This is a genomic window from uncultured Jannaschia sp. (assembly GCF_947503795.1).
Lineage (GTDB): Bacteria > Pseudomonadota > Alphaproteobacteria > Rhodobacterales > Rhodobacteraceae > Jannaschia.
Window position 1 is genome coordinate 2,198,581 of sequence record NZ_CANNEZ010000001.1, and the last position, 26,499, is coordinate 2,225,079.

A 26,499-nucleotide genomic window follows, 5' to 3' on the forward strand; every position below is an offset into this window, starting at 1 on the left:
CCCCCTAGACCACGGCCAATTTGCCAGCACTCGGGGGGAACCCATGCCCAAGCGGACCGACATCCAGTCGATCATGATCATCGGCGCGGGTCCCATCGTCATCGGGCAGGCCTGCGAGTTCGACTATTCCGGCGCACAAGCGTGCAAGGCGCTGCGCGAGGAAGGCTACCGCGTCATCCTCGTGAACTCGAACCCGGCGACGATCATGACCGATCCGGGCCTCGCGGATGCGACCTATATCGAGCCGATCACGCCCGAGGTCGTGGCCAAGATCATCGAGAAGGAGCGGCCCGACGCCCTGCTTCCCACGATGGGTGGCCAGACCGGCCTGAACACGTCACTCGCGCTCGACGACATGGGCGTCCTGGAGAAGTTCGGCGTCGAGCTGATCGGGGCCAAGCGGGCGGCCATCGAGATGGCCGAGGACCGGAAGCTCTTCCGCGAGGCGATGGACCGGCTGGGAATCGAGAATCCCAAGGCGACGATCGTCGCGGCGCCCAAGACCGATCGCGGCTACGACATCGCCGCCGGCATGAAGACCGCGATGGACGCGCTGGAAGAAATCGGACTGCCCGCGATCATCCGGCCGGCCTTCACGCTGGGCGGGACCGGCGGCGGCGTCGCCTATAACCGAGCCGACTACGAACGGATCTGCCGCACGGGTCTGGAAGCGTCGCCGATGGCCCAGATCCTCGTCGACGAAAGCCTTCTGGGATGGAAGGAATTCGAGATGGAGGTGGTCCGCGACAAGGCGGACAACGCCATCATCGTCTGCGCCATCGAGAACGTGGACCCGATGGGCGTCCATACGGGCGACTCGATCACCGTGGCGCCCGCGCTGACGCTGACGGACAAGGAATACCAGTTGATGCGCACCCATAGCATCAACGTCCTGCGCGAGATCGGGGTCGAGACCGGCGGATCGAACGTGCAATGGGCCGTGAACCCCGCCGATGGCCGCATGGTCGTGATCGAAATGAACCCGCGGGTGTCGCGCTCCTCGGCGCTGGCGTCGAAGGCCACGGGCTTTCCCATCGCCAAGATCGCCGCGAAGCTGGCCGTGGGCTACACGCTGGACGAGCTCGACAACGACATCACCAAGGTCACGCCCGCCTCGTTCGAGCCGACCATCGACTATGTCGTCACCAAGATCCCGCGCTTCGCCTTCGAGAAATTCCCCGGCTCCGAGCCCCTGCTGACGACGGCGATGAAATCGGTGGGCGAGGTCATGGCCATCGGGCGGACGTTCCACGAATCCATGCAGAAGGCGCTGGCTTCGATGGAGACCGGGCTGACCGGATTTGACGAAATTCAACTTTCGAACGATCCGGCTGCGATCAAGGCCGAACTGTCGCGCCAGACGCCGGATCGCATCCGCGTCATCGCCCAGGCGATGCGGCACGGCTTGTCCGATGACGACATCCATGCCGTGACCCGGTTCGATCCGTGGTTCCTGGCGCGGATCAGGGAAATCATCGACTTGGAGGCCGAGGTTCGCACGAACGGCCTGCCGGTCGAGGAGGACGGACTGCGCCGCCTCAAACAATACGGCTTCACCGACGCACGGCTCGCGACGCTGACCGGCCGGACCGAGGACAACGTGCGCCGCGCCCGCCAGAACCTCGGGGTCGTTGCACAATTCAAGCGGATCGACACCTGCGCCGCCGAGTTCGAGGCGCAGACGCCTTACATGTATTCGACCTACGAGACGCCCGTGATGGGCGAGGCCGAGTGCGAGAGCCGTCCGACGGACGCCAAGAAGGTCGTGATCCTGGGCGGCGGGCCGAACCGGATCGGGCAGGGAATCGAGTTCGACTATTGCTGCTGTCACGCCTGCTTCGCGCTGTCGGACCAGGGCTACGAGACGATCATGATCAACTGCAACCCGGAGACGGTGAGCACCGATTACGACACCTCCGACCGCCTCTATTTCGAGCCGCTGACCTTCGAGCACGTCATGGAGATCCTGCGCGTCGAGCAGGAGAACGGCACGCTGCACGGCGTCATCGTCCAGTTCGGCGGGCAGACGCCGCTGAAGCTGGCGAACGCGCTGCATGATGCGGGCATTCCGATCCTGGGCACCACGCCCGACGCCATCGACCTCGCCGAAGACCGCGAGCGCTTTTCGGCGCTCGTCCGCGACCTGGGGCTGAAGCAGCCCGAGAACGCCATCGCCCATTCGGATGCGGAGGCGCGGCTCCGGGCCGAGGATCTGGGCTATCCGCTGGTCATCCGGCCCTCCTACGTCCTCGGCGGTCGCGCGATGGAGATCGTCCGCGATACCGCGCAGCTGGAGCGGTATATCCGCGACGCGGTCGTGGTGTCGGGCGACAGTCCGGTCCTTCTCGACAGCTATCTCTCGGGCGCGATCGAGGTGGATGTGGACGCGCTCTCGGACGGGACGGACGTGCATGTCGCGGGGATCATGCAACATATCGAGGAGGCGGGCGTCCATTCGGGGGACAGTGCCTGCTGCCTGCCACCCCACACCCTGCCGGCGGAGGTGATCGCCACGATCCGCGAACAGACCGTGGCGCTGGCCCGGGCATTGCGCGTGGTCGGGCTGATGAACGTGCAATTCGCGGTGAAGGATGGCGAGGTCTACCTGATCGAGGTGAACCCCCGCGCGTCGCGCACCGTGCCCTTCGTGGCCAAGGCCGTGGATTCGGCCATCGCCAGCATCGCCGCGCGGCTCATGGCGGGCGAGCCGCTGTCGAACTTCCCGCTCCGCGACCCCTACCCCGCCGATGCCGAGATCGCGCATGTGCCCATGGGCGACACGATGATGCTGAGCCATCCGGACACGCCGTGGTTCTCGGTCAAGGAGGCGGTGCTGCCCTTTGCACGCTTCCCCGGTGTCGACACCCTGCTCGGTCCCGAGATGCGCTCCACCGGCGAAGTGATGGGTTGGGACCGCAGCTTCGCGCGCGCCTTCCTCAAGGCGCAGATGGGCGCGGGCGTGACGCTGCCCGAGGACGGGACGGTGTTTCTCTCGATCAAGGATGCCGACAAGACCGACCAGCTGGTCGAGACAGCGAGGCTCCTGCGCGAAATGGGCTTCGACATCCTCGCGACGGAAGGGACGGCGGCGTTCCTCGATGGGCATGGAATCGCCTCCGCGCGGGTCAACAAGGCCTATGAGGGCGGGCGCACCGTCGTGGACGTGATGAAGGACGGCGAGGTCGCGCTGGTGATGAACACCACCGAGGGCGCGCAGGCGGTCGAGGATTCGCGGTCGATGCGCAACGTCGCGCTGACGAGCCGTATCCCCTACTTCACCACCCTCTCGGGCGCGAATGCGGCGGCGCGCGCCATACATGCGGCGGCCGAGGGCGATGTCGAGGTCCGCTCGCTCCAGTAGCGGAAACGATTCGCCGCGCGGCCCCCGATTGGGCGCGCCGACGGCCTCTCACATTTACGTGGACGTCGCGAGGGTGCCCAACTTCGCGCACTTTGTCGCGCCGCCGTGGACAGTAATGGGCGGGCGGGAAGATGGTTTCCGGATCGCCGTTTCCGCCACGCAATCGTCGCAATCCCAGCCAAGCATCGCCCAATGCCGGAGTCAGCCTGTAATTAACCAAAACAAGGAAACGGTTGCATGGACCCGACAGGCCTTTCCCTCATGGCGATCAGCGCGACGAGCATCGCCTTGCGCCGCTACAGCGACATGTCGCGCGACGACGTGCCCGCCTTTCCCGCGCACCGGATCGACGGTCCGCCCCGCGCCTCCGCCATCGAGCGGTTGCGGATGTCCGGCCTCCGGATCCGCTCGCTGGTCGATGTCGGTCGGCAGGCCATCTCGCGCCGGCTCGGTCGTTTCGCGGCGGGCCTGGGTCTGGAGCTTCACGCGCAGGTCTCGCTCGCCGGGATCATCGAGGCGCCGGGCGACCCGGCCGTCGAGGCGATCCTGCGGGGGCGTCGCCTGGACTACGTGCTGTCGGACGAATACGGCCTCCCGCTCTGTGGCATTGCGCTGGTGTCGGGCCCCGGCCCGGCCTACCGGGACAGCGTGTGCCAACATGCGCTCGCACTCGTCGGGCTGCCGCTGGTGACGGTCTCCGTCCGGGCGGATTGGGCCGAGACGCGGGCCCGCCTCACGGCCGCGCTGAATCTCGAGCCGCCTGCGGCCAACGACCGGATGCCGATCATCGTCCGCGAGGCGCTTCCAATGCATGTCTGACGGTTCGGACGGGCGCCGTGGGGGCGCCCGTCTGGCCGATCGGCGTTAACCTTCGGGTGAAGACGGGGGCCGTTGCGGCGCCCGTCTTCATCTTTCGGTAACGAATGCGGGGCTAGGCAGAATGCGTCTCATTCGCCGAGGAGCCCGTCATGTTCGCCGCCCTGCCCTCGTCGTTCCAACGAAGCCGCGACCGGCGCGTCATGTCGGCGGCCACCGCCCGGCTGAGCGGGGTCGACGACCTTGCATCGGTCAGCCTTGGCGTGCGCTCGCTGGTGGATGAGGGGCGCGCGGCGCTGTTCGGGCGGCTTTGCGAGCTGGCGCATCGCCACGGTCTGCATGTCGCGCCCGAAGTGTCGCTGATGGCGGTCTTCACCATCGATGGCGGCGCCGAGGGGCGCGGCCTGAGCCTGCGCAAGGCACTGCGCAGCAAGCGGGTCGATTTCCTTCTGGTCGATGGATCGGCGCGCCCAGTCCTCGCCCTCGACTGCGCGGGCGGCGACCGCTGGCGCGACCGCGCGCTCCGGCGCGACCGGCTGAAGCGGCGCGCCTTCGCACAGGCGCGGATCCCGTGGCTGGTGCTGTGCGGCGCGCCCGATTTCGCCGAGGAGGTGGACCTGATCGAGGACCGCATCCGCGCGCGACTGGCCGAGACAGGGGGCGGCCGCAGCGCCGCGTGACGCAAGGGCGCGCGCCCCGCGCCGCTTGACGCCGGACCGACCCGACGGCAGACAGGGCGCCACCCGGCCGCGGGCCCGACGCCGCGGCGCCGTGTGCGCGAAAGGACGACCCAGATGCCCGTCACCATCACCGGATCGGGCGTGTTCACCCCGTCGCAGATCATCACGAACGACGATCTGGTCGTGGCCTTCAACGCCTATGCCGACCGCGAGAATGCCGCCCATGCGGACGAGATCGCCGCCGGCACGCGCGAGGCGATCCCCCATTCCAGCGCCGAGTTCATCCGTTCCGCCAGCGGAATCGAGCAGCGCTTCGTGCTCGATCGCGACGGCGTGCTGGACCCGACCCGCATGTTTCCCCGCCTCGCCGCCAGGCCCGACGACCAGCCGGGTCACATGGCCGAGATGGCGGTCGCCGCCTGCACCGACGCGCTGGCGATGGCGGGGATCGACGCCGCCGAGGTCGACGCGGTGATCTGCGCCGCCTCGAACCATGAACGCGCCTATCCGGCCATCGCGATCGAGATTCAGGACCTCCTGGGCACCGGCGGCTTCGCCTTCGACATGAACGTCGCCTGTTCCAGCGCCACCTTCGGCATCCAGGCGGCTGCCGACATGATCCGCGCGGGCTCGATCCGGCGGGCGATCGTGACCTGCCCCGAGATCTGCTCGGCGCATCTCGAATGGCGCGACCGGGACTGCCATTTCATCTTCGGCGATGTCTGCACCGCACTGGTGCTCGACGGCGACCCGGACGCGCGCGGCTTCCGAATCGACAGCACCCGGTGTGCCACGCAATTCTCCAACAACATCCGCAACAACGATGGCTTCCTCAGGCGCACCCATGACCAGATGGAAGACCGCCGCGACATGCAGTTCATGCAGAACGGGCGGAAGGTCTTCAAGGAAGTGCTGCCGATGGTGGCGGGCCATATCGCCGACCACATGTCCGACGAGGGGATCGCGGCCGAAGACCTCAAGCGGCTTTGGCTGCACCAGGCGAACAAGTCGATGAACGACTTCATCGGGCGCAAGGTGCTGGGCCGCGTGCCGGAGCCCGAGGAACAGCCGAACATCCTGCAGGACTACGCGAACACCTCCTCGGCGGGGTCGATCATCGCCTTCGCCAAGCATTCGGCCGATCTGGGCGAAGGCGACCGCGGCCTGATCTGCTCGTTCGGGGCTGGTTATTCGGTGGGATCGGTGGTCGTGACGCGGACCTGAGATGGCCAAGCTCTATTACAATTACTCGACGATGAACGCAGGCAAGAGCACGCTGCTCCTGCAGGCGTCCTACAACTACATCGAACGCGGGATGCAGACCTATCTGCTGACCGCGAATTTCGATGACCGGGCGGGCACGGGCCGGATCGCCAGCCGCATCGGCATCGAGGCCGAGGCGGATACCTATGCCGCCACAAGCGACCTTTACGCGATGATCGCCACCCGTCTCGAGGCCGGACCCTGTGCCTGCGTGCTGCTGGACGAGGCACAGTGGCTCAGCCGCGAACAGGTCTGGCAACTGGCGCGCGCGGTGGACGATCTGGGCGTGCCGGTGATGGCCTACGGGCTGCGGGTGGATTTCCGGGGCGAGCTGTTTCCCGGCTCCGCCGCCCTTCTGGCGCTGGCCGACGAAATGCGCGAGGTGCGAACGATCTGCTGGTGCGGACGAAAGGCGACGATGGTGATCCGTCAGGATGCGGACGGCCGCGCGCTGACCGAGGGCGCGCAGGTCGAGGTGGGCGGGAACGAGCGCTATGTCTCGCTCTGCCGGCGTCATTTCCGCGAGGCGACGGGCGACCGCGTGCCGCCGGAGATGCCGGTCTGACCGCTCAGGTCATGAGGTCGCGCAGGAGGGTCTCGGCCCGTTCGATCAGGCGCGGCAGGTCGACGGTGGTGACGGCCCCGTCGCGGACGACCTGACGCCCCTCCACGAAGAGATGCCGGACCCGCCGCGCGCCCGCCAGCGGCAGCGCGGCCACGTCCCACGACCCCGCCGCCTCGACGCCATCCACGGGCCAGAGGGCGAGGTCGGCGCGCATCCCTATCGCGATCCGACCCACATCGTCGCGCCCCAGGACCCGCGCGCCCCCGCGCGTCGCGACACGGAGCGTGGCCTCGGGCGACATCGCGTCTGCGCCCCGCGCGACCCGTTGCAGGAGCATCGCCTGCCGGGCCTCGTCCATCAGGTTGGCCGCATCGTTCGAGGCCGAGCCGTCCACGCCCAGGCCCACGGGCACGCCCGCGTCCAGCATGTCGCGCACCGGCGCGATGCCCGAACCAAGGCGGCAGTTCGAGCAGGGACAATGCGCGACCCCGGTGACCGTGCGGGCGAAGAGCGCGATCTCGGCGGCGTCGAGCTTGACACAATGGGCGTGCCAGACATCGTCGCCAGTCCAGCCGAGGTCCTCGGCATATTGCCCCGGCCGGCACCCGAACCGGTCGAGCGAATAGGCGACGTCCTCGTCGTTCTCGGCCAGATGGGTGTGCAGGCGCACGCCCTTGTCGCGGGCGAGGATGGCGGTGTCGCGCATCAGCTCGCGACTGACCGAAAAGGGCGAGCAGGGGGCGAGGCCCACGCGGCACATCGACCCCGGCGCGGGGTCGTGGAAGGCGTCGACCACGCGGATGCAATCATCGAGAATCGCGGCTTCGCGTTCGACCAGCGTGTCGGGCGGCAGGCCGCCATCGCTCTCGCCGATGGACATGGACCCGCGGGTCGGGTGGAAGCGCAGCCCGATCTCGGACGCGGCATGGATCGTGTCGTTGAGCCGTGCGCCATTCGGGAAGAGATACAGGTGGTCCGAGGATGTCGTGCAGCCCGACAGCGCCAGCTCCGCCAGGCCCAGCTGCGTCGCGACATGCATGTGGTCGGGCGTGAAGCGCGCCCAGATCGGGTAGAGCGCCTTGAGCCAGCCGAAGAGACGCGCGTCCTGCCCGGCGGGCACGGCGCGGGTCAGCGTCTGGTAGAGGTGGTGATGGGTGTTGACGAGGCCCGGCGTGACGACGCAGCGGGCCGCGTCCACGATCTCGCCCCGCGTTTCGAGGGACGGGCCGATGGCTGCGATGATGCCGTCGCGGATCAGGATGTCGGTGCCGTCGGCCGGGTCCGGCGCGTCGGTCATGGCGCGGATGCGCGCAGCACCCCGGATCAGCGTCTCAGCCATTCAGGAGGTCGAGCGCCGCGGCGTGGAGCGCGGGCGTGGCGGCGGCGATGGCGGTGCCGCCATCCTGCGCCGGGCCACCCTGCCAGTCGGTGACGATGCCGCCCGCCGCCTGCACCAGCGCCATCGGGGCGAGGATGTCGTAGGCCTGAAGCCCGGCCTCGATGACGAGATCGACATGACCGGCGGCCAGCAGGGCGTAGCCGTAGCAATCCATGCCATAGCGCGTCAGGCGGCAGTGCCGGGCCACGCGGGCGAAGGCGGCGCCCTCGGCCGCGGTGCCGACTTCGGGGAACGTCGTGAGGATGGTCGCATCGGCGAGGTCGGCGGTGGCGCGGACGCGCAGCTTTTGACGCTCGTCCCCGCGCGTCCAATGCGCGACCGAAGCCCCGAAACTTGCGCCGAAGAACCGCTCGCCGGTGAAGGGCTGGTCGACAATCCCCAGCCGCGGGCCGTCCGCATCGCGCAGACCCACCAATACGCCCCAGGTCGGCGTGCCCGAGATGAAGCCGCGTGTGCCGTCGATCGGGTCGAGCACCCAGGTCCAGCCGGTGGTGCCCGCCTTCGCCCCCGCCTCCTCGCCCAGGATGGCGTCGTCGGGGCGCAGCCGGGCGAGGATGTCGCGCATGGCGGCCTCGGCGGCGCGGTCGGCGACGGTTACCGGGTCGAAGCGGTCGCCCTTGCTCGCGACCTCGAGCGGCGTTCGGAAATGTTCGAGCGTGACGATGCGGGCCGCGTCGGCCAATGCCTCGGCCACGGGGGCGAAGGTCTCGAAATCGTCCGCCATGCCCGCACCCCACGCATCCTCGCCTCGGGGGTGACACGAGGGCGCGCGCCCGGTCAAGCCGGTGTCAGGCGGCGGCGTCCGACATCACGCGGGCGAGGTCGAAGAGCCGGCGGCGCTGCGCTTCGGGGACGGCGTAATAGGCGCGGATCAGCTCCAGCGCCTCGCGGTCGCTGAGGATGTCCTGGCCCTTGGCCTTCGCATCCCCGTTGTCGAACCCCTCGAAGAAATGCTCGACCGGCACCTCCATCGCATGCGCGATCTCCCAGAGGCGCGAGGCGGAAATGCGGTTCATCCCGGTCTCGTATTTCTGGATCTGCTGGAACTTGATGCCGACATGTTCGGCCAGCTGCTGCTGGGTCATTCCGATCACCCAACGGCGGTGCCGCACACGCTTGCCCACATGGACGTCGACGGGATGCTTCATGGTCGTCCTCCCTCGGTGTCGTGCCTTTCACTTAGGGCCGAACGCGGGTCGGTCGATATTCGTTCACGCGCGGTCGGGGGCAAACCGTCGCAGGCACGCCAAACTGCTCCGGTCGCGTCACGGTTGCGGCGCGGCACCCGGCAGGGCAGCAGGGGGGGCGACCCTTGAAGAGGAGAGACCGATGCGCGCCTATCTCGTGACCGACCATCAGACCCAACCGGCCGTGACCGAGGTGGACGCACCGACCCCCGGCCCCGGCGAGGTGGCGCTGGCGATCGAGGCCTGCGCGCTGAACTTCGCGGATCTCCTGATGATCAAGGGGACGTATCAGGACACGCCCGCCCTGCCCTTCGCACCCGGCATGGAGGTCTGCGGCACGGTCACGGCCCATGGGCCGGGCGTCGATGCGCCGGCGGTCGGGACGCGGGTCGCGGTGTTCGGCGGGTCGGGCGGATTGGCCGAGGCGGGGTGCTTTCCCGCGGCGCGCTGCGTCGCCGTGCCGGACGACATGCCGTCCGACATCGCGGCAAGCTTCATCGTCGCCTATTCCACGAGCCATGTCGCGCTGACCCACAAGGCACGACTGCAACCGGGCGAACGGCTGGTCGTGCTGGGGGCCGCCGGCGGCGTCGGGCTGACGGCGGTGGAGCTGGGCGCGAAGATGGGGGCCGAAGTCGTCGCGGTGGCGCGGGGCGACGAGAAGCTGGCCGTCGCGCGCGCGCATGGGGCGCATCACCTGATCGACGGCGACGCGCCGGACCTGCGCGACCGGATCTTGGCCCTGGGCGGCGCGGACGTCGTCTATGACGCGGTCGGTGGCGCCGCGTTCAAGGCCGCGTTCCGGGCCACCAACGCGGATGGCCGCATTCTGGTGATCGGCTTTGCCAGCGGCGAGGTTCCGCAGGTCAAGGCGAACCACCTTCTGGTCAAGAATATCGACCTTCTGGGCATGTATTGGGGCGGCTATCTCGCGGTGAAACCCGAGGTGATCCGCACCAGCATCGAGGCGCTTTTCGAGATGTGGAGCCACGGCGAGCTGCGCCCCCATGTCAGCCACAGCCTGCCGCTGGCGCGCACCGCCGAGGGGCTGGAGTTGCTGCGGGCGCGGCGGTCGACGGGCAAGGTCGTGGTCACGATGGGTCGATGATCGGGTTCTTGCCACCCGTTCGATAGAGAAAATCAATCGAAATCGCCGGAATGGCGGGCCATTCCGCCTTGAAATGGTCACGCGCGCCGCCAATATCTCAACACGAGGAAACCCGTCCAATTCGCGGGTTTCCATGGTTTTCACCCTTGGAGGAGTTCCATGGCACAATTCGACGCCCTGCGGACCGGCACGATTTCCGGCGCACAGGCCGCGGAGATCGATCAGGGCCTCCGCGCCCATATGAACAAGGTCTACGGCACGATGTCCGTGGGCATGCTCATCACGTTCGCGGCCGCTTGGGCCATTTCCGGCCTCGCGGTCACGACAGACCCGTCTGCTGCTGTCGCACAGCTGAACGCCGACACCTACGTGACGCAGCTGGGCTATTCGCTTTACGCGTCGCCGCTCAAGTGGCTGATCATGTTCGCGCCGCTGATCTTCGTGTTCGGCCTCTCGGCGATGATCAACCGGATGTCGGCTGCCACGGCGCAGGTCGCGTTCTACGGCTTCGCCGCCGTCATGGGCCTGTCGATCAGCTCGATCTTCCTCGTGTTCACCGGCACGTCGATCATCAGCACGTTCCTCGTGACGTCGATCGCCTTCGCGGGTCTCAGCCTCTACGGCTACACGACCAAGAAGGACCTGTCCGGCATGGGCACGTTCCTCATCATGGGCGTGATCGGCCTGATCGCGGCGATGGTCATCAACATCTTCCTCGCCTCGTCGGCGCTGGCCTTCGCGATCTCGGCGATCGGTGTTCTGATCTTCGCGGGTCTGACGGCCTACGACACGCAGTCGATCAAGAACGAGTACATCGCCCATGCCGCGCATGGCGATCAGGAATGGCTTGGGAAGTCGGCGATCATGGGCGCGCTGCGTCTCTATCTCGACTTCATCAATATGTTCATGTTCCTGCTGCAGTTCCTCGGCAACCGCGAGTGACCTGTCGCACCTGAACGACGAACGGGCCGCCCCATGGGGCGGCCCGTTTTCGTTTGGGTGGCGCGATCAGAGCGTGGCCAGGATTTCGCGGGCGGCCGCGATGCCATCGGGCATCGGTTGGTGGCCCGCGCCGGGATGGGTGATCATCCGGGCCTCGGCCCCTTGTCGGGTGAGCACCTCGGCGCTCGCCCTCGCGCGGACCAGCGGGATGTGCGGATCGGCCTCGTGGCAGGTCACCAGCCCGCGCAGTCCCGAGAGGTCGGTGTCGTAGTCGAGGGCCTTCTCGCCGAAGCCGTAGACCTCGCCCGGCGCATCCGCCGTGCCGACCAGCCCGCCCGAGAGCGCGATCACGGCGCCGAGCCCCGCGCCCTGACGCGCGGCGTATTCCAGCGCGAGGCAGGCGCCTTGCGAGAACCCGACCACGGCGACCTGCGCGCGCGGCAAATCGAGCGAGGCCACGGCGCGATCGACCGCGCCGAGCCCGTCCGCGAGCGGGCCCTCCATCTGCGCCATCGGTGCGAGGAAGCTGGTCGGCCACCAGGACTGACCGGGCGCTTCGGGTGCGGCGCGTGCCGCACCGTCTGCGCCGAGCGGGCCGACGAGGGACATCATGTCCCGCGCCGACCCGCCCCGCCCGTGGATCAGGACAAGGCCGATCACGCCTCGATCCGGGGCAGCGCCGCCTCGATCCGGTCGCGGATCGGCTCGTATTTCTCGGGCAGCTTGAGCGCTTCCCCGAGGCGTTCCAGCGGCTCGTCGCGGGTGAAGCCCGGCGGATCGGTCGCGATCTCGAAGAGCACGCCGCCCGGCTCACGGAAGTAGATCGCGTTGAAATACTGCCGGTCGATCACGGGCGTGACCTGCATCCCGGCAGCGATCATGCGGTCGCGCCAGTCGAGCTGATCGGCATCGTCCCTGGCGCGGAACGCGACATGATGGATCGAGCCCGCGCCCTGCTGGCCGCGCGGCGCGCCATCCGCGCGATAGAGGTCCACGACCGTGCCCCGCGCGTCGCCGGGGGCCTTCAGGCGAAGACGCTCGGTGCCGCCCGCCGTCTCGTGTCCCGCCTCTTCGTAGCCCATGTGATCGACCAGAAGGCGCTGCGTCGGGCCCAGATCCTCAAGCCAAAGCGTCGTCGAGTGAAAGCCGCCCTCGGCGGGGCCGTGATCGCCCGGCTCGGCCACCAGCTCGACCGACGCGCCGTCGGGATCGGTGACGGTCGCGACCTGTTGGCGGAAGCGTTCGACCGGGTCGGAGACGGTGCCGCCCTTGGCGCGAACTTCGTCCAGCCAATCCGTGAAGACGCCATCGCCGACCGAATACCCGTAGGCCGAGGCTATCCCGCTGCCGGGCATGCCGGGGCGGGCGCCGACGAAGGGGAAGAAGGTCAGGATGGTGCCCGGATCGGCGGTGCGATTGCCGTAATAGAGATGGTAGGTGCCCGGATCGTCGAAATTGACGGTCTTCTTCACGAGCCGCTGGTCCATCAGCTTGGTGAAGAAATCGACATTGGCCTGCGGCGGGCCGCTGATGGCGGTGACGTGGTGCAGACCGGTGATGTGCTTGGTCATGGTATCGCTCCGTTCGTGGCGTTGGACCAGAGATAGGCGATCCACGCAGGGCGGTAAGGCCGATCCGTGCACAGGAATGGTTCGGACGCGCGGGTCAGCGCCGCAGGAGTCGTCCCTCGCCGCTGGCACGCGGACGGTGGACATGGGCCGACTGCACGAGCCCGAAGGCCAGAAGCAGCACGATCATGGCCGAGCCGCCATAGCTGACCAGTGGCAGAGGGACACCCACGACGGGGGCGAGACCCATGACCATCGACATGTTGACCGCGAAGAACAAAAAGAACGCCACCGCGACCCCGAGCGTGACCAGCGAGGCGAAGCGGTCCTTGTTGCGCATGGCCGAGCCCACGCAGAACGCGATGATGAGGAGGTAGAGGATCAGGAGCGACATGCCGCCGAGGAAGCCGAACTCCTCGGCCAGCGTAGTGAAGATGAAGTCGGTGTGCTTCTCGGGCAGGAAGTTCAGCCGCGCCTGCGTGCCCTGCATGAAGCCCTTGCCCGTCCAGCCGCCCGAGCCCAGCGCGATCTTCGACTGGGTGATGTGATAGCCCGCGCCCAGGGGATCGCTCTCGGGGTCGAGGAAGGTGTCGATGCGGCGATACTGGTAGTCCTGCAGGAGTTGCCACGTCGTGCCGCGCGATTGCAGCACCGCCGTCACGAGGCCGACGCCGCCGGCGATGACGGTCGCGAAATAGGCCCAGTGGACACCGGCGAGGAACATGACCGCCCCGCCCCCGGTCAAAAGCAGGATCGACGTCCCGAGATCGGGCTGCTGGATCACGAGGAAGACCGGCAGCAGGATCACCACGATCGGGATCAGCACCCATTGGGGCCGGCTGACCTTTGAGGCGGGCAGCCAGTCGTAATAGGCGGCCAGCATCATCACCAGCGTGACCTTCATCAGCTCGGAGGGCTGCAGGCGCATGAAGCCGAGATCGATCCAGCGCTGCGCGCCGCCGCCGGACACACCGATGAACTCGACCGCGAGCAGGAGTGCGATCGTCACCGCGTAGGCCAGCGCCGAGACGTTGCGCCAGAACCAGATGGGCACCATGGCGACGCCGAACATCACCACCATCCCGAGGACGAAGCGCTGCATCTGCGGCTCGGCCCAGCGCCAGCTTCCGCCCGCGACCGAGTAGAGGACGAGAAAACCCAGCGCCGAGACCGCCGTGATCAGGATGACCATCGCCCAGTTCAGCGCCAGCACCTTCTGGAAGCCCGACGGAACGCGGGCGATGTTGTATTCGAGATAGCTCATGCCTCGGAGATGCCGGCGCCGCGGTTAAGGCCCGGATTGACGGGCAGCGACGACAGAAGCTCCTCCATCTGGCCGCGCTGGCCGGACGGGTAGGCCTCGAGCGGCGGCATCCCGCCATGAAGCGCGTAGAGCATGATGTCGCGGGCCACCGGGGCCGCCGCCGCGGAGCCGCCGCCGCCATGCTCGACCACGACCGAGACCGCGTATTTCGGGTCGTCATGGGGCGCGTAGCCGACGAAGAGCGCGTGGTCGCGGCGGTTCCACGGCAGGTCCTCGTTGCGGAACACGCCGCGCGCCCGTTCGGCGGCGGTGATGTTGCGGACCTGGCTGGTGCCGGTCTTGCCGGACCACTTGATCCCGGCGAGGTCGAACTTTGAGCGCCCGGCAGTGCCGCCACGGGCGTTTACGACCTCGTACATCGCGGCGCGGACCAGCTCGAGCTGGCTGCGGGGGATGTCGAGCGGCCCCTTCACGCCGGACGGGCGCGCGATGCCGTCGACGGATCGGACGAGGCGCGGCTCGACCTCGAGGCCGGAGGCAAGGCGCGCGGTCATGACCGCAAGCTGCATCGGCGAGGCGAGGACGAAGCCTTGCCCGATGGACGCGTTGAGACTGTCGCCCACGACCCAGGCTTCGCCGCGCCGTTCCGCCTTCCAGTCGCGATCGGGCACGAGCCCCTCGGAGACGGATGTCATCTCGAGGTCGAAGGCCTTGCCCAGCCCGAGCTTGCGCGCCATGGCGCTGATCCGGTCGATCCCGGCACGCTGGGCGAGGTCGTAGTAGTAGACGTCGCAGCTCTCGCGCAGCGATTTCGCAAGGTCGACCGCCCCGTGGCCGGCGCGCTTCCAGCAGTGGAAGCGGCGGTTCGACACCGTCGTGTGGCCGGGGCAGTAGACCGTCTCGCCCGGCGAGATCTCACCCGCCTCGACCGCTGCCAGCAACGTGACCATCTTGAAGGTCGACCCCGGCGGATAGAGGCCCTGGACGATCTTGTTGTGGAGCGGGCGGTGATCGTTGTCGCGCAAGGAGGCGTAGTCGGGAACGCTGATGCCCGAGACGAAGAGGTTGGGGTCGTAGCTGGGCGAGGAGACGGCCGCGAGGACGTCGCCGTTGCGCACGTCCATCACGACGGCGCTCGCACTCTCGGTGCCGAGGCGGGCCTGCGTGAAGTTCTGGAGCCCCGCATCGATGGTCAGCTGGACGTCGGCACCGGACTGCCCTTCGGTCCGTCCCAGCTCGCGCATGATGCGTCCGGCGGCGTTCTGCTCGACCCGGCGCGACCCGGCGCGGCCGCGCAGCACGCCTTCCAGCCGCTTCTCGGCGCCGATCTTGCCGATCTGGAACTGCGGCGTCTGGAGCAGCGGATCGGGCGTCTCGGCTTCGGCGATGTCGCGCTCCGAGACGCGGCCGACATAGCCCACGACATGGGCGTAGTCGGCGCCCAGCGGATAGACGCGGCTCAGCCCGACCTCGGGCGTGATGCCCGGAAGGGTCGGCACGTTGACCGCGATGGTCGACAGCTCCTCCCATGTCAGGCGGTCGGCCAGCGTGACGGACTGGTGCGGCCGGCGATCCATCTCGCGGAGCGCGCGTTGCAGCTTTTCCTCGTCGAGGCGGACGAGGCCGCGCAGCGCGGTGATGACCCGGTCGACGTCGTCGGCATCCTCGCGGATCATCGAGACGCGGTAGATCTGCTCGTTGCCCGCAAGAAGGGTGCCGTTGCGGTCGTGGATCAGGCCGCGCGCGGGCGCGAGCAGCCGAACCTTGATCCGGTTCTCCTCGGCCAGAAGCAGGAACTCGTCGGCCTGATCGACCTGCAGATGACGCATCCGCCCCAGCAGAAGCGCACCGAAGCCAAGCTGCGCGCCGCCCAGCACCAGCGCCCGCCGGGTGATCCGGCGGCTCGACAGGGTGACGTCTTGCGGATTGCGCTTCATGCGACAGGTCCTTCAGGCGCGGGTGCCGAGGCTGTCCAGCTCGCCGGGGGCGAGCCGTCTCACCCCGATCAATTGCGAGAATACGGCGACTGGCGGGTAGAACACAATCGTTGCAAGGGCATGCAAGCCCTGCCCGATCAGCGGCGGCGTCTCGGCGAATAACAGCACAAGCGCAAGGTGGTTGGCGAGAAACGCCGCGAGGATGCAGCTCGCGACCAGCCCCGCCTCGGACCAGAACGGCAGCGCCTCTGCGTGATCGACCCGGCGGCGCAGGTATTCCGACAGCAGAAGGACGATCAGCGTCCAGAGCCCGAGCGGCCGCATCAGGAGCGCGTCGTCGAGCAGGAGAAGCGGCACGATCAGCCAGACAGGCACGTAGTCGGGGCGGCGCAGCACCCAGGCGCAGATCAGGCAGACCGTCAGTTCCGGGCCGGGCACGCCCCCTTCGCCCGAGCCGAACGGCAAGAGCGCGAAGAACAGGATCACGAAGGCAAGGCCCGCAAAGGTCAGGCGGTAGGCGAGAACGCGGCGCGCGAACATCTCAGCCGTCGCCCTCAGCGGTCGCATCCGGCGCGGGCTCGGGGCGCACCGGGCCCTGCACGGGCCCCGCGGGCGGCGCGATGAGGTCGCCGGTGCTTTCGATTTCGCGCGCGGGCCGGGTGCGCAGCACGCGCAGATATTCCAGTCGGTTGGTATCGGCCGAGAGCCGGACGCGCAGGCGGCCATCGGCGCCCCGCACCACCTGGCCGACGAGGAGATCTGGCGGGAAGACGCCGCCATCGCCCGAGGTCACGATGCGGTCGCCCGCGCGGACGTCTTCGGGGTTCTCGACGAAATCGAGCGCCGGGGCGGCGGTCGTGTCGCCCGCGAGGATGGCGCGCTTGCCCGAGGGCTGGATCGTCACCGGGATGCGGCTGTTGCCGTCGGTCAGCAGGATGACGCGCGCCGTCCGCTCGCCCACGCCCGCGATACGACCGACGAGCCCGAGGCCGTCCATCGCCGCCCAGCCGTCGCGGATGCCGTCGGAGGCGCCCACGTTCAGGAGAACCGAACGGCGGAAGGGCGATCCGCTATCGGTCAGCACGACGCCGGTCACGAAGGTCAGGTCGGGGCTGAGCTGGACGTTGTTGAGGTCGAGCAGGCGCGCGTTCTCCTGCTCGAGCTGGATCGCGGCCTCGCGCCAGGCCTTCATCTGCTGAAGCTCGCGGCGCAGCTCCTGGTTCTGGTCGTAGACGCGGGCGTAGCCCTCGAAATCCTCGATCAGCCGGCCGCCCCACGTGATCGGGACCAGCGCCCATTCGAAGCTCGGGACGACCCGGTCCACCAGCCCGGCGCGCAGCCGCTCGGCGCGCGGGTTGTCGATCCGCCAGAGCAGCACGAGCGCCACCAGGACGGCACAGAGAATGCCCAGCAGGAGCCGCCGGAGCGGCCTGCCGTAGACGTCTTCTCCGGGTCGGGTCCGGGACATGCGCCCCCCTCGTGGATCAGCTGTCGTAGTCGATGACGTGGGACAGTTGCCGCTCGAATTCCAGTGCCTTGCCGGTGCCGAGCGCCACGCAGTTCAGGCTCTCGTCGGCAACGCTGATGCTGAGGCCTGTCTGTTCGCGCAGCGCGAGGTCCAGCTCGCCCAGAAGCGCGCCGCCCCCCGTCAGCATCACGCCGCGGTCGACGATGTCGGCGGCGAGGTCGGGCGGAGTCGATTCGAGCGCGGTCATCACGCCCTCGCAGATCTGCTGCACCGGCTCGGCCAGCGCCTCGGCCACCTGCGCCTGGCTGATCTCGGTCTCCTTCGGGACGCCGTTCAGAAGGTCGCGGCCCCGGATCGTCATCACCTCGCCGCGCCCGTCCTCGGGCATCCGCGCGGTGCCGATCTCCTTCTTGATGCGCTCGGCCGTGGCCTCGCCCACCAGAAGGTTCTGATGGCGGCGCAGATAGCTCACCAGCGCCTCGTCCATGCGGTCGCCGCCGACGCGGATCGAGCGGGCATAGACGATATCCGCGAGGCTCAGCACCGCGACCTCGGTCGTGCCACCGCCGATATCGACCACCATCGAACCCGTGGGATCGGTGATCGGCATGCCCGCGCCGATGGCCGCCGCGATGGGCTCGGCGATGAGGCCCGCCTTCCGCGCGCCGGCACCCAGCACCGACTGGCGAATGGCACGCTTCTCGACGGGGGTGGCACCGTGGGGAACGCAGACGATGATCTTCGGCTTGGTGAAGGTCGAGCGCTTGTGAACCTTGCGGATGAAGTGCTTGATCATCTCCTCGGCGGTATCGAAATCGGCGATGACCCCGTCGCGCATGGGGCGGATCGCCTCGATCGAGCCGGGCGTGCGGCCCAGCATCAGCTTGGCGTCCTCGCCCACGGCCAGCACTTCCTTGCGACCATTCTTCATGTGGTAGGCGACAACCGAGGGCTCGTTCAGGACGATCCCCTTGCCCTTCACGTAGACCAGTGTGTTGGCCGTGCCGAGATCGATGGCCATGTCCTTGCTGAACAGGCTTCCGAAAATAGACATGCGCGTATTCCCCAAACCGTACCGCCCCCGTGGCGGACAGCCCGGGGTTTCGCGGGGTTTATCCGAGGGGTGCGCCGGTGGGAAGGGTGACCGGCGCGTGAGCGGGAGGTTGCCAAGGCTCACGCGCCCGGATCGCGGCCCCTTGGCGGAGCGCGGCCGCCATGTCGCGATGGATGGAGGAGTGGGGCCAGCCGAACGGGTCATCGGTGAGGCCGTGCTTCACCGGGTCCCTGTGGCAGTGGGCGATGGCGGCGTGGAGCGCCGCCTCGTCGTGGATGTGATGTTCCCGGTAGCGACGCTGCCAGAGACCGCGCTTGCGGCGCGCGCTGTGGCTGGTGCGGCGCGGCGGCATCGGCAGGGCGCGCGAGACGCGCGCCTTGATCAGGCGCCAGCGGGTCGCGTGGTCGGCATCGCCCTCGGGCAGCGTCCAGACGCAGTGCAGATGATCCGGAAGCACCACGATCGCGTCGGTTCGCACCGGCCTGTCGCGGAGCGCCGCGCCGTAGGCGTCCCGGAGGAGATCGATTTCATCGACGAGAAGACGGCTGCCCCGGTCGGCGAGGGCGACCGTGAAGAAAATCGTGGCGCCGGGTATCGCGGGACGGATGTAGCGGGACATCCGTCAGGCTCTAAGGGCCGATGCTTAACATGGGGTATAGGGCGCGTGGTCTCCACGCACCCTATACCCCAATTCGCACCTCAACCTGCGTCCTTGTACGAGATCTCGCGCGTGTCGGTGCCCGCCTTCTCGCGGCGTACCAGCAGACGGTTGAGCGCGTTGACATAGGCGCGGACACTGGAGACGACCGTATCCGTGTCCGCCGACTGGCCCGAGACGATGCGGCCGTCCTCCTCCATCCGGACGGTCACCGTGGCCTGCGCGTCGGTGCCTTCGGTCACGGCGGATACCTGGTAGAGCTGCAGCCGGGCGTTGTGCGGCACCAGCGCCTTGACCGCGTTGAAGGCCGCGTCCACGGGCCCGTCGCCGGTCGCTTTGGAGGATTTCGCCTCGCCGTCGATGGTCAGCGTCAGCTGCGCCTCCTGCGGGCCTTCGGTGCCGCAGACGACACGCAGCTTCTCGACCCGGATGCGGTCCTCGGCCTGACGCTCCTCGTCTTGCATCAGCGCGATCAGGTCGTCGTCGTAGATTTCCTTCTTGCGGTCGGCCAGCGCCTTGAACCGCACGAAGACATCGGCCAGCTGGTTGCCCTCGACGTCGTAGCCCAGCTCGGCCAGCTTGGAGCGCAGCGCCGCGCGACCCGAATGCTTTCCCATCACCAGCGAGGTCTCGGAGAGGCCCACATCCTCGGGGCGCATGATCTCGAAGGTCTCGGCGTTCTTGAGCATGCCGTCCTGGTGGATGCCGCTCTCGTGGGCGAAGGCGTTCTTGCCGACGATCGCCTTGTTGAACTGGACCGGGAAGCCCGAGACGCTCGCCACGCGGCGCGAGATGGCCATCAGCTTGGTGGCGTCCACACCGGTCTCGAAGGGCATGATGTCGCCGCGCACCCGCAGCGCCATCACGACCTCCTCCAGCGCGGTGTTGCCCGCCCGCTCGCCCAGCCCGTTGATCGTGCATTCGATCTGGCGCGCGCCGCCCTCGACGGCGGCCAGCGCGTTGGCCGTCGCCATGCCGAGGTCGTTGTGACAATGCGTGGCGAAGACCACCTCCTCGGCGCCCGGCACCTCGGCGATCAGGCGGCGGATCAACTCGGCGCTCTCGACCGGGGCCGTGTAGCCCACGGTGTCGGGGATGTTGATCGTGGTCGCGCCCGCGCGGATCGCGATCTCGACCGTCCGCGCGAGGTAGTCCCATTCGGTCCGGGTCGCGTCCATCGGCGACCATTGCACGTTGTCGCAGAGATTGCGGGCGTGAGTGACCGTGTCGTGGATGCGGTCGGCCATCTCGTCCTGTGTCAGGTTCGGGATGGCGCGGTGCAGCGGCGAGGTGCCGATGAAGGTGTGGATGCGCGGCGACTTCGCGTGGCGCACCGCCTCCCAGCAGCGGTCGATATCCTTGAAGTTCGCGCGGGCGAGCCCGCAGATCGTGGCCCGGTCGGCGCGGCGCGCGATCTCGGAGACAGCCTCGAAATCGCCGTCGGAGGCGATTGGGAAGCCCGCCTCGATGATGTCGACGCCCATCTCGTCGAGCATGGAGGCGATCTCCAGCTTCTCGTCATGGGTCATGGTGGCGCCGGGCGATTGCTCGCCGTCGCGCAGGGTGGTGTCGAAGATGACGACGCGGTCTTTATCGGTGGGGGAGGTCATGGGTCTGTTCCTGTGATCCGGGGTGTCTTCCTTCGGCGCTGCGTCCCTCCCGAGCGGTCGCGCCGGATGGCACGCTCAGGAGCGGCTAAGAAGGAGGAGGTCCAGGATACGGAACGTCGTCATGGCGCGGAGGGTATGCCGAGCGGTGCGGGATTGTGAAGCCCCGAAGTCAGAACATCATGCAATCGGCCGCGGGCGGCAGCGGATCCGCATCAGCGGGCAGGGTGGCGGTGTAGTCGAAGGTCACGATCTCGGCGCCGCCGTCGAAGGCGATGAAGAGCTGGCCGGAGCCGGGGCGGATCGCGATCCCCTCGGGGTCGTCGCCGTATTCCAGCAGGTTCGCACGCGCCAGAAAGCCGCCGGCCGCGTCGAACTCGTAAAGGCTGTTGGACCCTTCCCAATCGTCGACGATCAGGAGGTGGCCGGTGCGCGGGTCGATGGCGATGCCCTGCGCCTCGCTCAGGGGCGGGTCGAGGCGCATCGTGTCGATCCGGGTCTCGAGCGTGCCGTCCGGTGTGAACCACGAGAGCCGCTCGGGGTCATCCTCGACGGTCACGAGTCGGCCTCCGCCGTCGATCGCGATGCCCTCGGTATCGGCGAAGCCGCCCTCCAGCGCGAAGGGTGCGGCCAGGGGCGTGCCGTCCTTCGTCAGCCGTTGAAGCCGCCCGAGGCCATCGCCGACGATCAGGGCGTCGCCCTCGATCGCGATGGCCTTGATGCGGGCCAGATCGCTGGAGATGCGGCGCAACTCCTCGCCCTGGAGCGTGACGAGAACGGCCTCGGGGCCCTCGTTGGCGATCCAGAGGCCGCAGAAGGTCGGGTCGTAGTCGAGGCTGGCCGGCCGGTTGAGATCGTAGCGACCCGTCTCGCGCAGCTCCAGCGCGGCGGCGGGCAGGGCTGCGAGCGACCAGAGAAGGGCGAGGCGGAGCATGGCGCAGGATGGGCGCGCGGCAGGGCCCCGGTCAATGCTGGACGCCGACCGCGCCGCCGCTAGATGGCCGGACCATGGCACATGGCCTCATCATAGGCGCCTCGGGCGGAATCGGCGCCGCCCTGGCGGACCGGCTGGAGCAGGACGGCGCGGTCATCCGGCTGAGCCGCCGGGCGGACGGGCTGGACGTGACGGATGAAGCGTCGGTGGCAGCGCATCTGGCCGATCTGCCGCCGATCTCAACCGCTTTCGTCGCGACCGGCATCCTCGCGCCGGGCGGCGGCGCGCCCGAAAAGGCGCTGGACGCGGTGGACGCGGCGGCGATGGCGCGGGTCTTCGCGGTCAACGCCATCGGCCCCGCACTGATCCTCAAACATCTCGCCCCGCACCTGACCGATGATGCTCGTGTCGGTGTGCTCACCGCGCGCGTAGGGTCCATCGGGGACAACCGGATGGGTGGCTGGTACAGCTACCGCGCCGCCAAGGCCGCCGCCAATCAGATCGTCCACGGCGCGGCCATCGAGATCGGAAGAAAGCGCAAGGGGGCCGTCGTCGTCGCCCTGCATCCCGGCACGGTCGAGACGCCCTTCACCGACGGCCACAAGGCGCCGAAGGTCACGGCGGAGGCGGCGGCCGAGAACCTGGTGGGCGTGCTCCGCAGCCTGACGCCCGCGCAATCGGGCGGTTTCTTCGACTATGCCGGGCAGGAGATCGTCTGGTGACCCGGCTGGTGCTCGTGCTGGGCGACCAGCTCTCGGACGACCTCTCGGCGCTCCGCGAGGGGGATGCGGCGACCGACGTGGTCGTCATGGCCGAGGTGCAGGCCGAGACCGATTACGTGCCGCACCACCCCAGGAAGATCGCGTTCCTCTTCGCGGCAATGCGCAAGCATGCCGAACGGCTGCGCTCCGCGGGCTGGACGGTGCGTTACACCAGGCTGGACGATCCCGAGAACACCCATTCGATCCCCGGCGAGCTTCTGCGCGCCGCCGACGCCACGGGCGCGACCGAGGCCATCGCGACCGAGCCGGGGGAGTTCCGCCTGATCTCGGCGCTCGAGGACGGGCCGCTGCCGGTCCACATGTTCCCCGACGACCGGTTCCTCTGCAGCCACGCCGAGTTCGAGGACTGGGCCGAGGGCCGCAAGGAGCTGAGGATGGAGTGGTTCTACCGCGAGATGCGGCGGAAGACCGGCTTCCTCATGGACGGGGATCAGCCCGAGGGCGGCAAGTGGAACTACGACCACGACAACCGCAAGCCGCCCAAGGCCGGGCTGGATGCGCCGCGCCCCATGCGCTTCACCCCCGACGAGACGGTCGAGGAGGTGCTGGAACTGGTGCGCGCGCGGTTCGGAAACCGCTATGGATCGCTCGATAATTTCTGGTTCGCGACCGAGCCGGGTCAGGCGCGCCGCGCGCTGGCGCATTGGGTCAAGACCGCCCTGCCCCGGTTCGGCGACTTCCAGGACGCGATGGTGAAGGGCGAGCCGTTCATGTTCCACGCGCTGCTCTCACCCTATATCAACGCGGGGCTCCTGGGCTGGCGCGAGGTCTGCGAGGCCGCGATCGACGCCTACCGCGCGGGCGACGCACCGTTGAACGCGGTCGAGGGCTTCGTGCGCCAGATCATCGGTTGGCGCGAATACATCCGGGGCGTCTATTTCCGCGAGGGGCCGGACTACACGAGCCGCAACGCGCTGGAGGCGACCCGCGGCCTGCCCGAATTCTACTGGACGGCCGAGACGGACATGGCCTGCGTCGCCGAATGCGTCTCGACCACCATGGCCGAGGCCTATGCCCACCACATCCAGCGCCTGATGGTGACCGGCAATTTTGCCCTGCTGGCGGGGCTGCACCCGCACCAGGTCCACGAGTGGTACCTGGTGGTCTATGCCGACGCCTACGAATGGGTCGAGGCGCCCAACGTCATCGGCATGAGCCAGTTCGCCGATGGCGGCGTGGTCGGCTCGAAGCCCTATGTCTCGGGCGGCAACTACATCAACCGGATGAGCGACTACTGCAAATCCTGCGCCTATTCGGTGACGACGAAGACCGGCGCGGGCGCCTGTCCGTTCAACCTGCTCTACTGGCACTTCCTCGACCGCCACCGCGACCGGTTCGAGGGCAATCCCCGCATGGCCCAGATGTACCGCACCTGGGACCGTATGGATGCCGACCGACGCGCCACGGTGATCGCCGAGGGCGACGACATCCTTGCCCGGCTGGATCGTGGCGAGCGGATCTGACGGGGCCGGCGCGTCCCCGTCGCGGCCCGCATTCACCCCGTGATAACCTCGGGTTCGCCCCAATTCGGCCCCGGAGGGCTGTCACATCCGGGACAGACCCGATGAACCGGATGGACCTGACCATGCAACTCGATCGCCTTGTGACGAAGACGATGTCCCGCCTCGCCTGGAGTGGTTTGCGCCGTGTGTCGGCCGGCGCGACCGGCCCGAAAGTGCGCACGACCGAAGCCAAGACGCCGGGCGACGACCTGCGCGGCTCGGGCAGCTGGGCCAACGAATGGGCCGGGGCCCGGAACGCCGTCGAGCGGGCCCGTGCCATGGCCAAGCCCGGACGCGACCGGAAGGCCCGCGCCAAGACCGATCTCGACTCGATCCCCGAAGGCACGATCCGCGTGCGCCCACTGATGACGGGCCGCGAGGTGAAGCTGCACAACTGGATCGCGGACCGCCTCGAGGCCGAGGCGCCGGTCTGCACCCTTCATGCGGGCGTGTCGCTGAAGGCGTTCCTCACGTCCGACATCGCGCGCGAGGGTCACGACCCGCTGGCCGGGATGGTCGCCGACCTGCTGATCGCCGACGAGAAGGGCCAGCCCGTGGCCGCCCTCATCCGCGAGAACACCGCCGATCCGACCCGTCACCTGCTGATGCTGGATGCGCTGCTCGACGCCGATATCCCGATTGTGGACATTCCGTCGCGCCCGTCGCTGAGCGCGCTCTGGGCTGATATTTCGGCCACGCTGCCGGTCGACTGACGCCCGATCCTCCGCCGCGATGCGGCCCGGTCCTTCGGGGCCGGGCCTTTTTCGTTCCGGGAGCCGCGCGCGTCGGTCGCCGCGTCGCCTTCAGCCGTCGCTGCCCGCGGGAACCGGCGCAGCCGCGGCGGGCGCCCCTTCGGCCGCCGGGATGGCCGCGTCGGTCGGCGCGGGAGCGTCGTCGCGGCGGGTCAGCGCGCCGGCCGCCCAGTCGCCCGATTCCACTTCGCCGGTCGCATAACGCATCGTCCCCGGTCCTTGCCTGCGACCGGCCGCGAACGCGCCTTCGTAGACATCGCCGTTGGCATAGGTCGCGACGCCTTCGCCGTCGATCTCGCCATCGTCCCAGCCGCCCGTGTAGGAGAAGCCGTCGGCCATGGTGATGGTGCCCTGCCCCTCGCGCTGGCCCCGGATGAACCCGCCCTCGTAGACGGTGCCGTCGGCATAGGTCGCGCGGCCCTGCCCGTGACGCAGCCCGTCGGCCCAGTCGCCCTCGTAACGGTAGCCGTCGGTGAAGGTCATCGTGCCGGTGCCGTGGTTCTGCGCGTTGACGAACTCGCCTTCGTAGACCAGGCCGTTGGGATAGACGGCGCGGCCCTGGCCCTGGATCACGCCCGCTTCCCACTGGCCTTCGTAGGTGGCGCCGTCGGCATAGGTGATCGTGCCCTCGCCATCCGCCAGGTCGTTGGCAAAGCTGCCGACATAGACCGAGCCGTCGGGATAGGTGACCTCGCCCGAGCCCTCGATCCGGCCCTCGACCCAGCCGCCGGTATAGACATAGCCGTCCGTGCCCCGGAACGTGCCCTGCCCGTGGCGGCGGTCGTCTGCGAACTCGCCCTCGTAGACGTCGTCATTGGCATAGGTCACGCGGCCTTCCCCCTCGCGGCGGCCATCGACCAGCGTGCCTTCGTAGATGTCGCCATTGGCCTGCGTCAGCACGCCCTCGCCGTTGATCTGCCCATCGGCCCAGGCCCCCACATAGGTCAGCCCGTCCGGCGTCCTGAGCGTGCCCTGCCCCGAGCGGACATTGTCCGCCATGCCGCCTTCGTAGGTCGAGCCGTCCGGATAGGTGATCCGCCCTTCGCCCGATTTCACGCCGGCCGACCAGCCGCCGTCGTAGCGATAGCCGTTGGGGCTCTCCATCACGCCCTGCCCGTCATGCAGCGCGTTGACGAACCCACCGGTATAGCGCGTGCCGTTGGCGTAATCCGCGACGCCCTCGCCCTCGATACGCCCGTCGGTCCAGGTGCCGGTATAGGTACCGCCATCGGCGAAGATGATCGTGCCCTCGCCCTCGGGCTTGCCGGCGACGAACTGGCCCTCGTAGATCGAGCCGTCGGGGAATTCGGCGCGGCCTTGGCCGCGGATCTCGCCATCGACCCATTCGCCCGTGTAGACGTAACCCGAAGGCAGCGTGTAGGTGCCCGTGCCGTGCTGCATGCCGTCGCGGAACGTACCCTCGTAGACGCCACCGCCCTCGTATTGCTTGACCTGCACGTCCTGAGCGGCCAGCGGCGTCGCCGCCAATGCCGCAAGTGTCGTCAGTATCAGCCTGTCCATGCCCGCAATCCCCAGTCCTGCCTGCACCGGAAGCTAGGCCCCGCAGCGCCGGGGCGCAACGGGGGGCGGACCATCGCGCGACGCATCGGCGCTTCCCCCCACCCCGCCCCCGCGCTAGGTCCAGCCCGACC

At 68.6% G+C, this 26,499-nt stretch carries 24 protein-coding genes; 10 read left to right on the forward strand and 14 right to left on the reverse strand.

Annotated features, from left to right (window positions below; genetic code table 11):
• Positions 1 to 43: 43 nt before the first annotated feature.
• From carB to Q0833_RS11475, 5 genes are all read left to right on the forward strand, one after another.
• Positions 44 to 3,361 carry a carbamoyl-phosphate synthase large subunit gene (carB, locus tag Q0833_RS11455; RefSeq protein ID WP_298434303.1) on the forward strand — a complete coding sequence of 1,106 codons (3,318 nt, stop codon included), beginning with the start codon at positions 44 to 46 and terminating at the stop codon, positions 3,359 to 3,361.
• Between the two features lie 237 nt (positions 3,362 to 3,598).
• Positions 3,599 to 4,180 carry a hypothetical protein gene (locus Q0833_RS11460; protein WP_298434306.1) on the forward strand — a complete coding sequence of 194 codons (582 nt, stop codon included), beginning with the start codon at positions 3,599 to 3,601 and terminating at the stop codon, positions 4,178 to 4,180.
• Positions 4,181 to 4,329: 149 nt separating this feature from the next.
• Positions 4,330 to 4,857, forward strand: a complete 528-nt coding sequence (locus Q0833_RS11465; RefSeq protein WP_298434311.1) for a DUF2726 domain-containing protein — start codon at positions 4,330 to 4,332, stop codon at positions 4,855 to 4,857.
• Between the two features lie 114 nt (positions 4,858 to 4,971).
• Positions 4,972 to 6,081 (forward strand): beta-ketoacyl-ACP synthase III, encoded by a 1,110-nt coding sequence (locus Q0833_RS11470; protein WP_298434314.1) that lies wholly within the window; start codon positions 4,972 to 4,974, stop codon positions 6,079 to 6,081.
• Between the two features lies 1 nt (position 6,082).
• Entirely contained in the window at positions 6,083 to 6,685 is a 603-nt protein-coding gene (locus Q0833_RS11475; RefSeq protein ID WP_298434317.1) for a thymidine kinase, read from the forward strand.
• Positions 6,686 to 6,689: 4 nt separating this feature from the next.
• On the opposite strand, the gene Q0833_RS11480 is transcribed toward Q0833_RS11475, so the two are convergent.
• The 3 genes from Q0833_RS11480 to Q0833_RS11490 all read right to left on the reverse strand — a co-directional run bounded on the left by Q0833_RS11480 (position 6,690) and on the right by Q0833_RS11490 (position 9,232).
• Complete coding sequence (locus Q0833_RS11480) at positions 6,690 to 8,024, reverse strand: 8-oxoguanine deaminase (protein ID WP_298434320.1); 1,335 nt, start codon at positions 8,022 to 8,024, stop codon at positions 6,690 to 6,692.
• Positions 8,017 to 8,808: a histidinol-phosphatase gene (hisN, locus tag Q0833_RS11485; RefSeq protein ID WP_298434323.1), complete on the reverse strand. Its 792-nt coding sequence runs from the start codon at positions 8,806 to 8,808 to the stop codon at positions 8,017 to 8,019. The genes Q0833_RS11480 and hisN overlap by 8 nt, the downstream gene beginning before the upstream one ends.
• Positions 8,809 to 8,872: 64 nt before the next feature.
• The gene (locus tag Q0833_RS11490; protein WP_298434326.1) at positions 8,873 to 9,232 is read right to left on the reverse strand and encodes a helix-turn-helix transcriptional regulator; all 360 of its coding nucleotides are present in this window, start codon (positions 9,230 to 9,232) and stop codon (positions 8,873 to 8,875) included.
• Between the two features lie 181 nt (positions 9,233 to 9,413).
• Here Q0833_RS11490 and Q0833_RS11495 point away from each other — a divergent pair, with 181 nt between their 5' ends.
• A complete protein-coding gene (locus Q0833_RS11495; protein WP_298434329.1) occupies positions 9,414 to 10,379 on the forward strand; it encodes an NADPH:quinone oxidoreductase family protein in 966 nt (321 codons plus the stop codon).
• 159 nt (positions 10,380 to 10,538) lie between these two features.
• Complete coding sequence (locus Q0833_RS11500; RefSeq protein ID WP_298434332.1) at positions 10,539 to 11,321, forward strand: Bax inhibitor-1/YccA family protein; 783 nt, start codon at positions 10,539 to 10,541, stop codon at positions 11,319 to 11,321.
• Positions 11,322 to 11,387: 66 nt separating this feature from the next.
• Here the strand turns inward: Q0833_RS11500 and Q0833_RS11505 are convergent, their stop codons facing one another.
• The 10 genes from Q0833_RS11505 to Q0833_RS11550 form a co-directional block, all read right to left on the reverse strand.
• Entirely contained in the window at positions 11,388 to 11,981 is a 594-nt protein-coding gene (locus tag Q0833_RS11505; RefSeq protein WP_298434334.1) for a dienelactone hydrolase family protein, read from the reverse strand.
• On the reverse strand, positions 11,978 to 12,892 hold the full coding sequence (locus tag Q0833_RS11510) for a ring-cleaving dioxygenase (protein ID WP_298434337.1): 915 nt from the start codon (positions 12,890 to 12,892) through the stop codon (positions 11,978 to 11,980). Before Q0833_RS11510 ends, Q0833_RS11505 begins: the two co-directional genes overlap by 4 nt.
• Before the next feature lie 94 nt (positions 12,893 to 12,986).
• A complete protein-coding gene (rodA, locus tag Q0833_RS11515; protein ID WP_298434340.1) occupies positions 12,987 to 14,153 on the reverse strand; it encodes a rod shape-determining protein RodA in 1,167 nt (388 codons plus the stop codon).
• Complete coding sequence (gene mrdA / locus Q0833_RS11520) at positions 14,150 to 16,090, reverse strand: penicillin-binding protein 2 (RefSeq protein WP_298434343.1); 1,941 nt, start codon at positions 16,088 to 16,090, stop codon at positions 14,150 to 14,152. The genes rodA and mrdA overlap by 4 nt, the downstream gene beginning before the upstream one ends.
• Positions 16,091 to 16,102: 12 nt before the next feature.
• On the reverse strand, positions 16,103 to 16,630 hold the full coding sequence (locus tag Q0833_RS11525) for a rod shape-determining protein MreD (protein ID WP_298434346.1): 528 nt from the start codon (positions 16,628 to 16,630) through the stop codon (positions 16,103 to 16,105).
• Position 16,631: 1 nt separating this feature from the next.
• Positions 16,632 to 17,558, reverse strand: a complete 927-nt coding sequence (gene mreC, locus Q0833_RS11530; RefSeq protein WP_298434349.1) for a rod shape-determining protein MreC — start codon at positions 17,556 to 17,558, stop codon at positions 16,632 to 16,634.
• A gap of 16 nt (positions 17,559 to 17,574) precedes the next feature.
• Entirely contained in the window at positions 17,575 to 18,612 is a 1,038-nt protein-coding gene (locus Q0833_RS11535) for a rod shape-determining protein (RefSeq protein ID WP_298434352.1), read from the reverse strand.
• A 58-nt stretch (positions 18,613 to 18,670) separates the two neighbouring features.
• Complete coding sequence (locus tag Q0833_RS11540; protein ID WP_298434355.1) at positions 18,671 to 19,231, reverse strand: transposase; 561 nt, start codon at positions 19,229 to 19,231, stop codon at positions 18,671 to 18,673.
• A gap of 80 nt (positions 19,232 to 19,311) precedes the next feature.
• The gene (locus tag Q0833_RS11545; protein ID WP_298434358.1) at positions 19,312 to 20,880 is read right to left on the reverse strand and encodes a 2-isopropylmalate synthase; all 1,569 of its coding nucleotides are present in this window, start codon (positions 20,878 to 20,880) and stop codon (positions 19,312 to 19,314) included.
• 169 nt (positions 20,881 to 21,049) lie between these two features.
• Positions 21,050 to 21,811 carry a hypothetical protein gene (locus Q0833_RS11550; protein ID WP_298434361.1) on the reverse strand — a complete coding sequence of 254 codons (762 nt, stop codon included), beginning with the start codon at positions 21,809 to 21,811 and terminating at the stop codon, positions 21,050 to 21,052.
• A gap of 74 nt (positions 21,812 to 21,885) precedes the next feature.
• Here Q0833_RS11550 and Q0833_RS11555 point away from each other — a divergent pair, with 74 nt between their 5' ends.
• The 3 genes from Q0833_RS11555 (at position 21,886) to Q0833_RS11565 (ending at position 24,808) form a co-directional block, all read left to right on the forward strand.
• Positions 21,886 to 22,533 (forward strand): SDR family NAD(P)-dependent oxidoreductase, encoded by a 648-nt coding sequence (locus Q0833_RS11555; RefSeq protein ID WP_298434364.1) that lies wholly within the window; start codon positions 21,886 to 21,888, stop codon positions 22,531 to 22,533.
• Positions 22,527 to 24,056, forward strand: a complete 1,530-nt coding sequence (locus Q0833_RS11560; RefSeq protein WP_298435106.1) for a cryptochrome/photolyase family protein — start codon at positions 22,527 to 22,529, stop codon at positions 24,054 to 24,056. Before Q0833_RS11555 ends, Q0833_RS11560 begins: the two co-directional genes overlap by 7 nt.
• 101 nt (positions 24,057 to 24,157) lie before the next feature.
• Entirely contained in the window at positions 24,158 to 24,808 is a 651-nt protein-coding gene (locus Q0833_RS11565; RefSeq protein WP_298434366.1) for a hypothetical protein, read from the forward strand.
• 90 nt (positions 24,809 to 24,898) lie between these two features.
• Here the strand turns inward: Q0833_RS11565 and Q0833_RS11570 are convergent, their stop codons facing one another.
• Positions 24,899 to 26,368 (reverse strand): 2-isopropylmalate synthase, encoded by a 1,470-nt coding sequence (locus Q0833_RS11570; RefSeq protein ID WP_298434369.1) that lies wholly within the window; start codon positions 26,366 to 26,368, stop codon positions 24,899 to 24,901.
• Positions 26,369 to 26,499 lie beyond the last annotated feature (131 nt).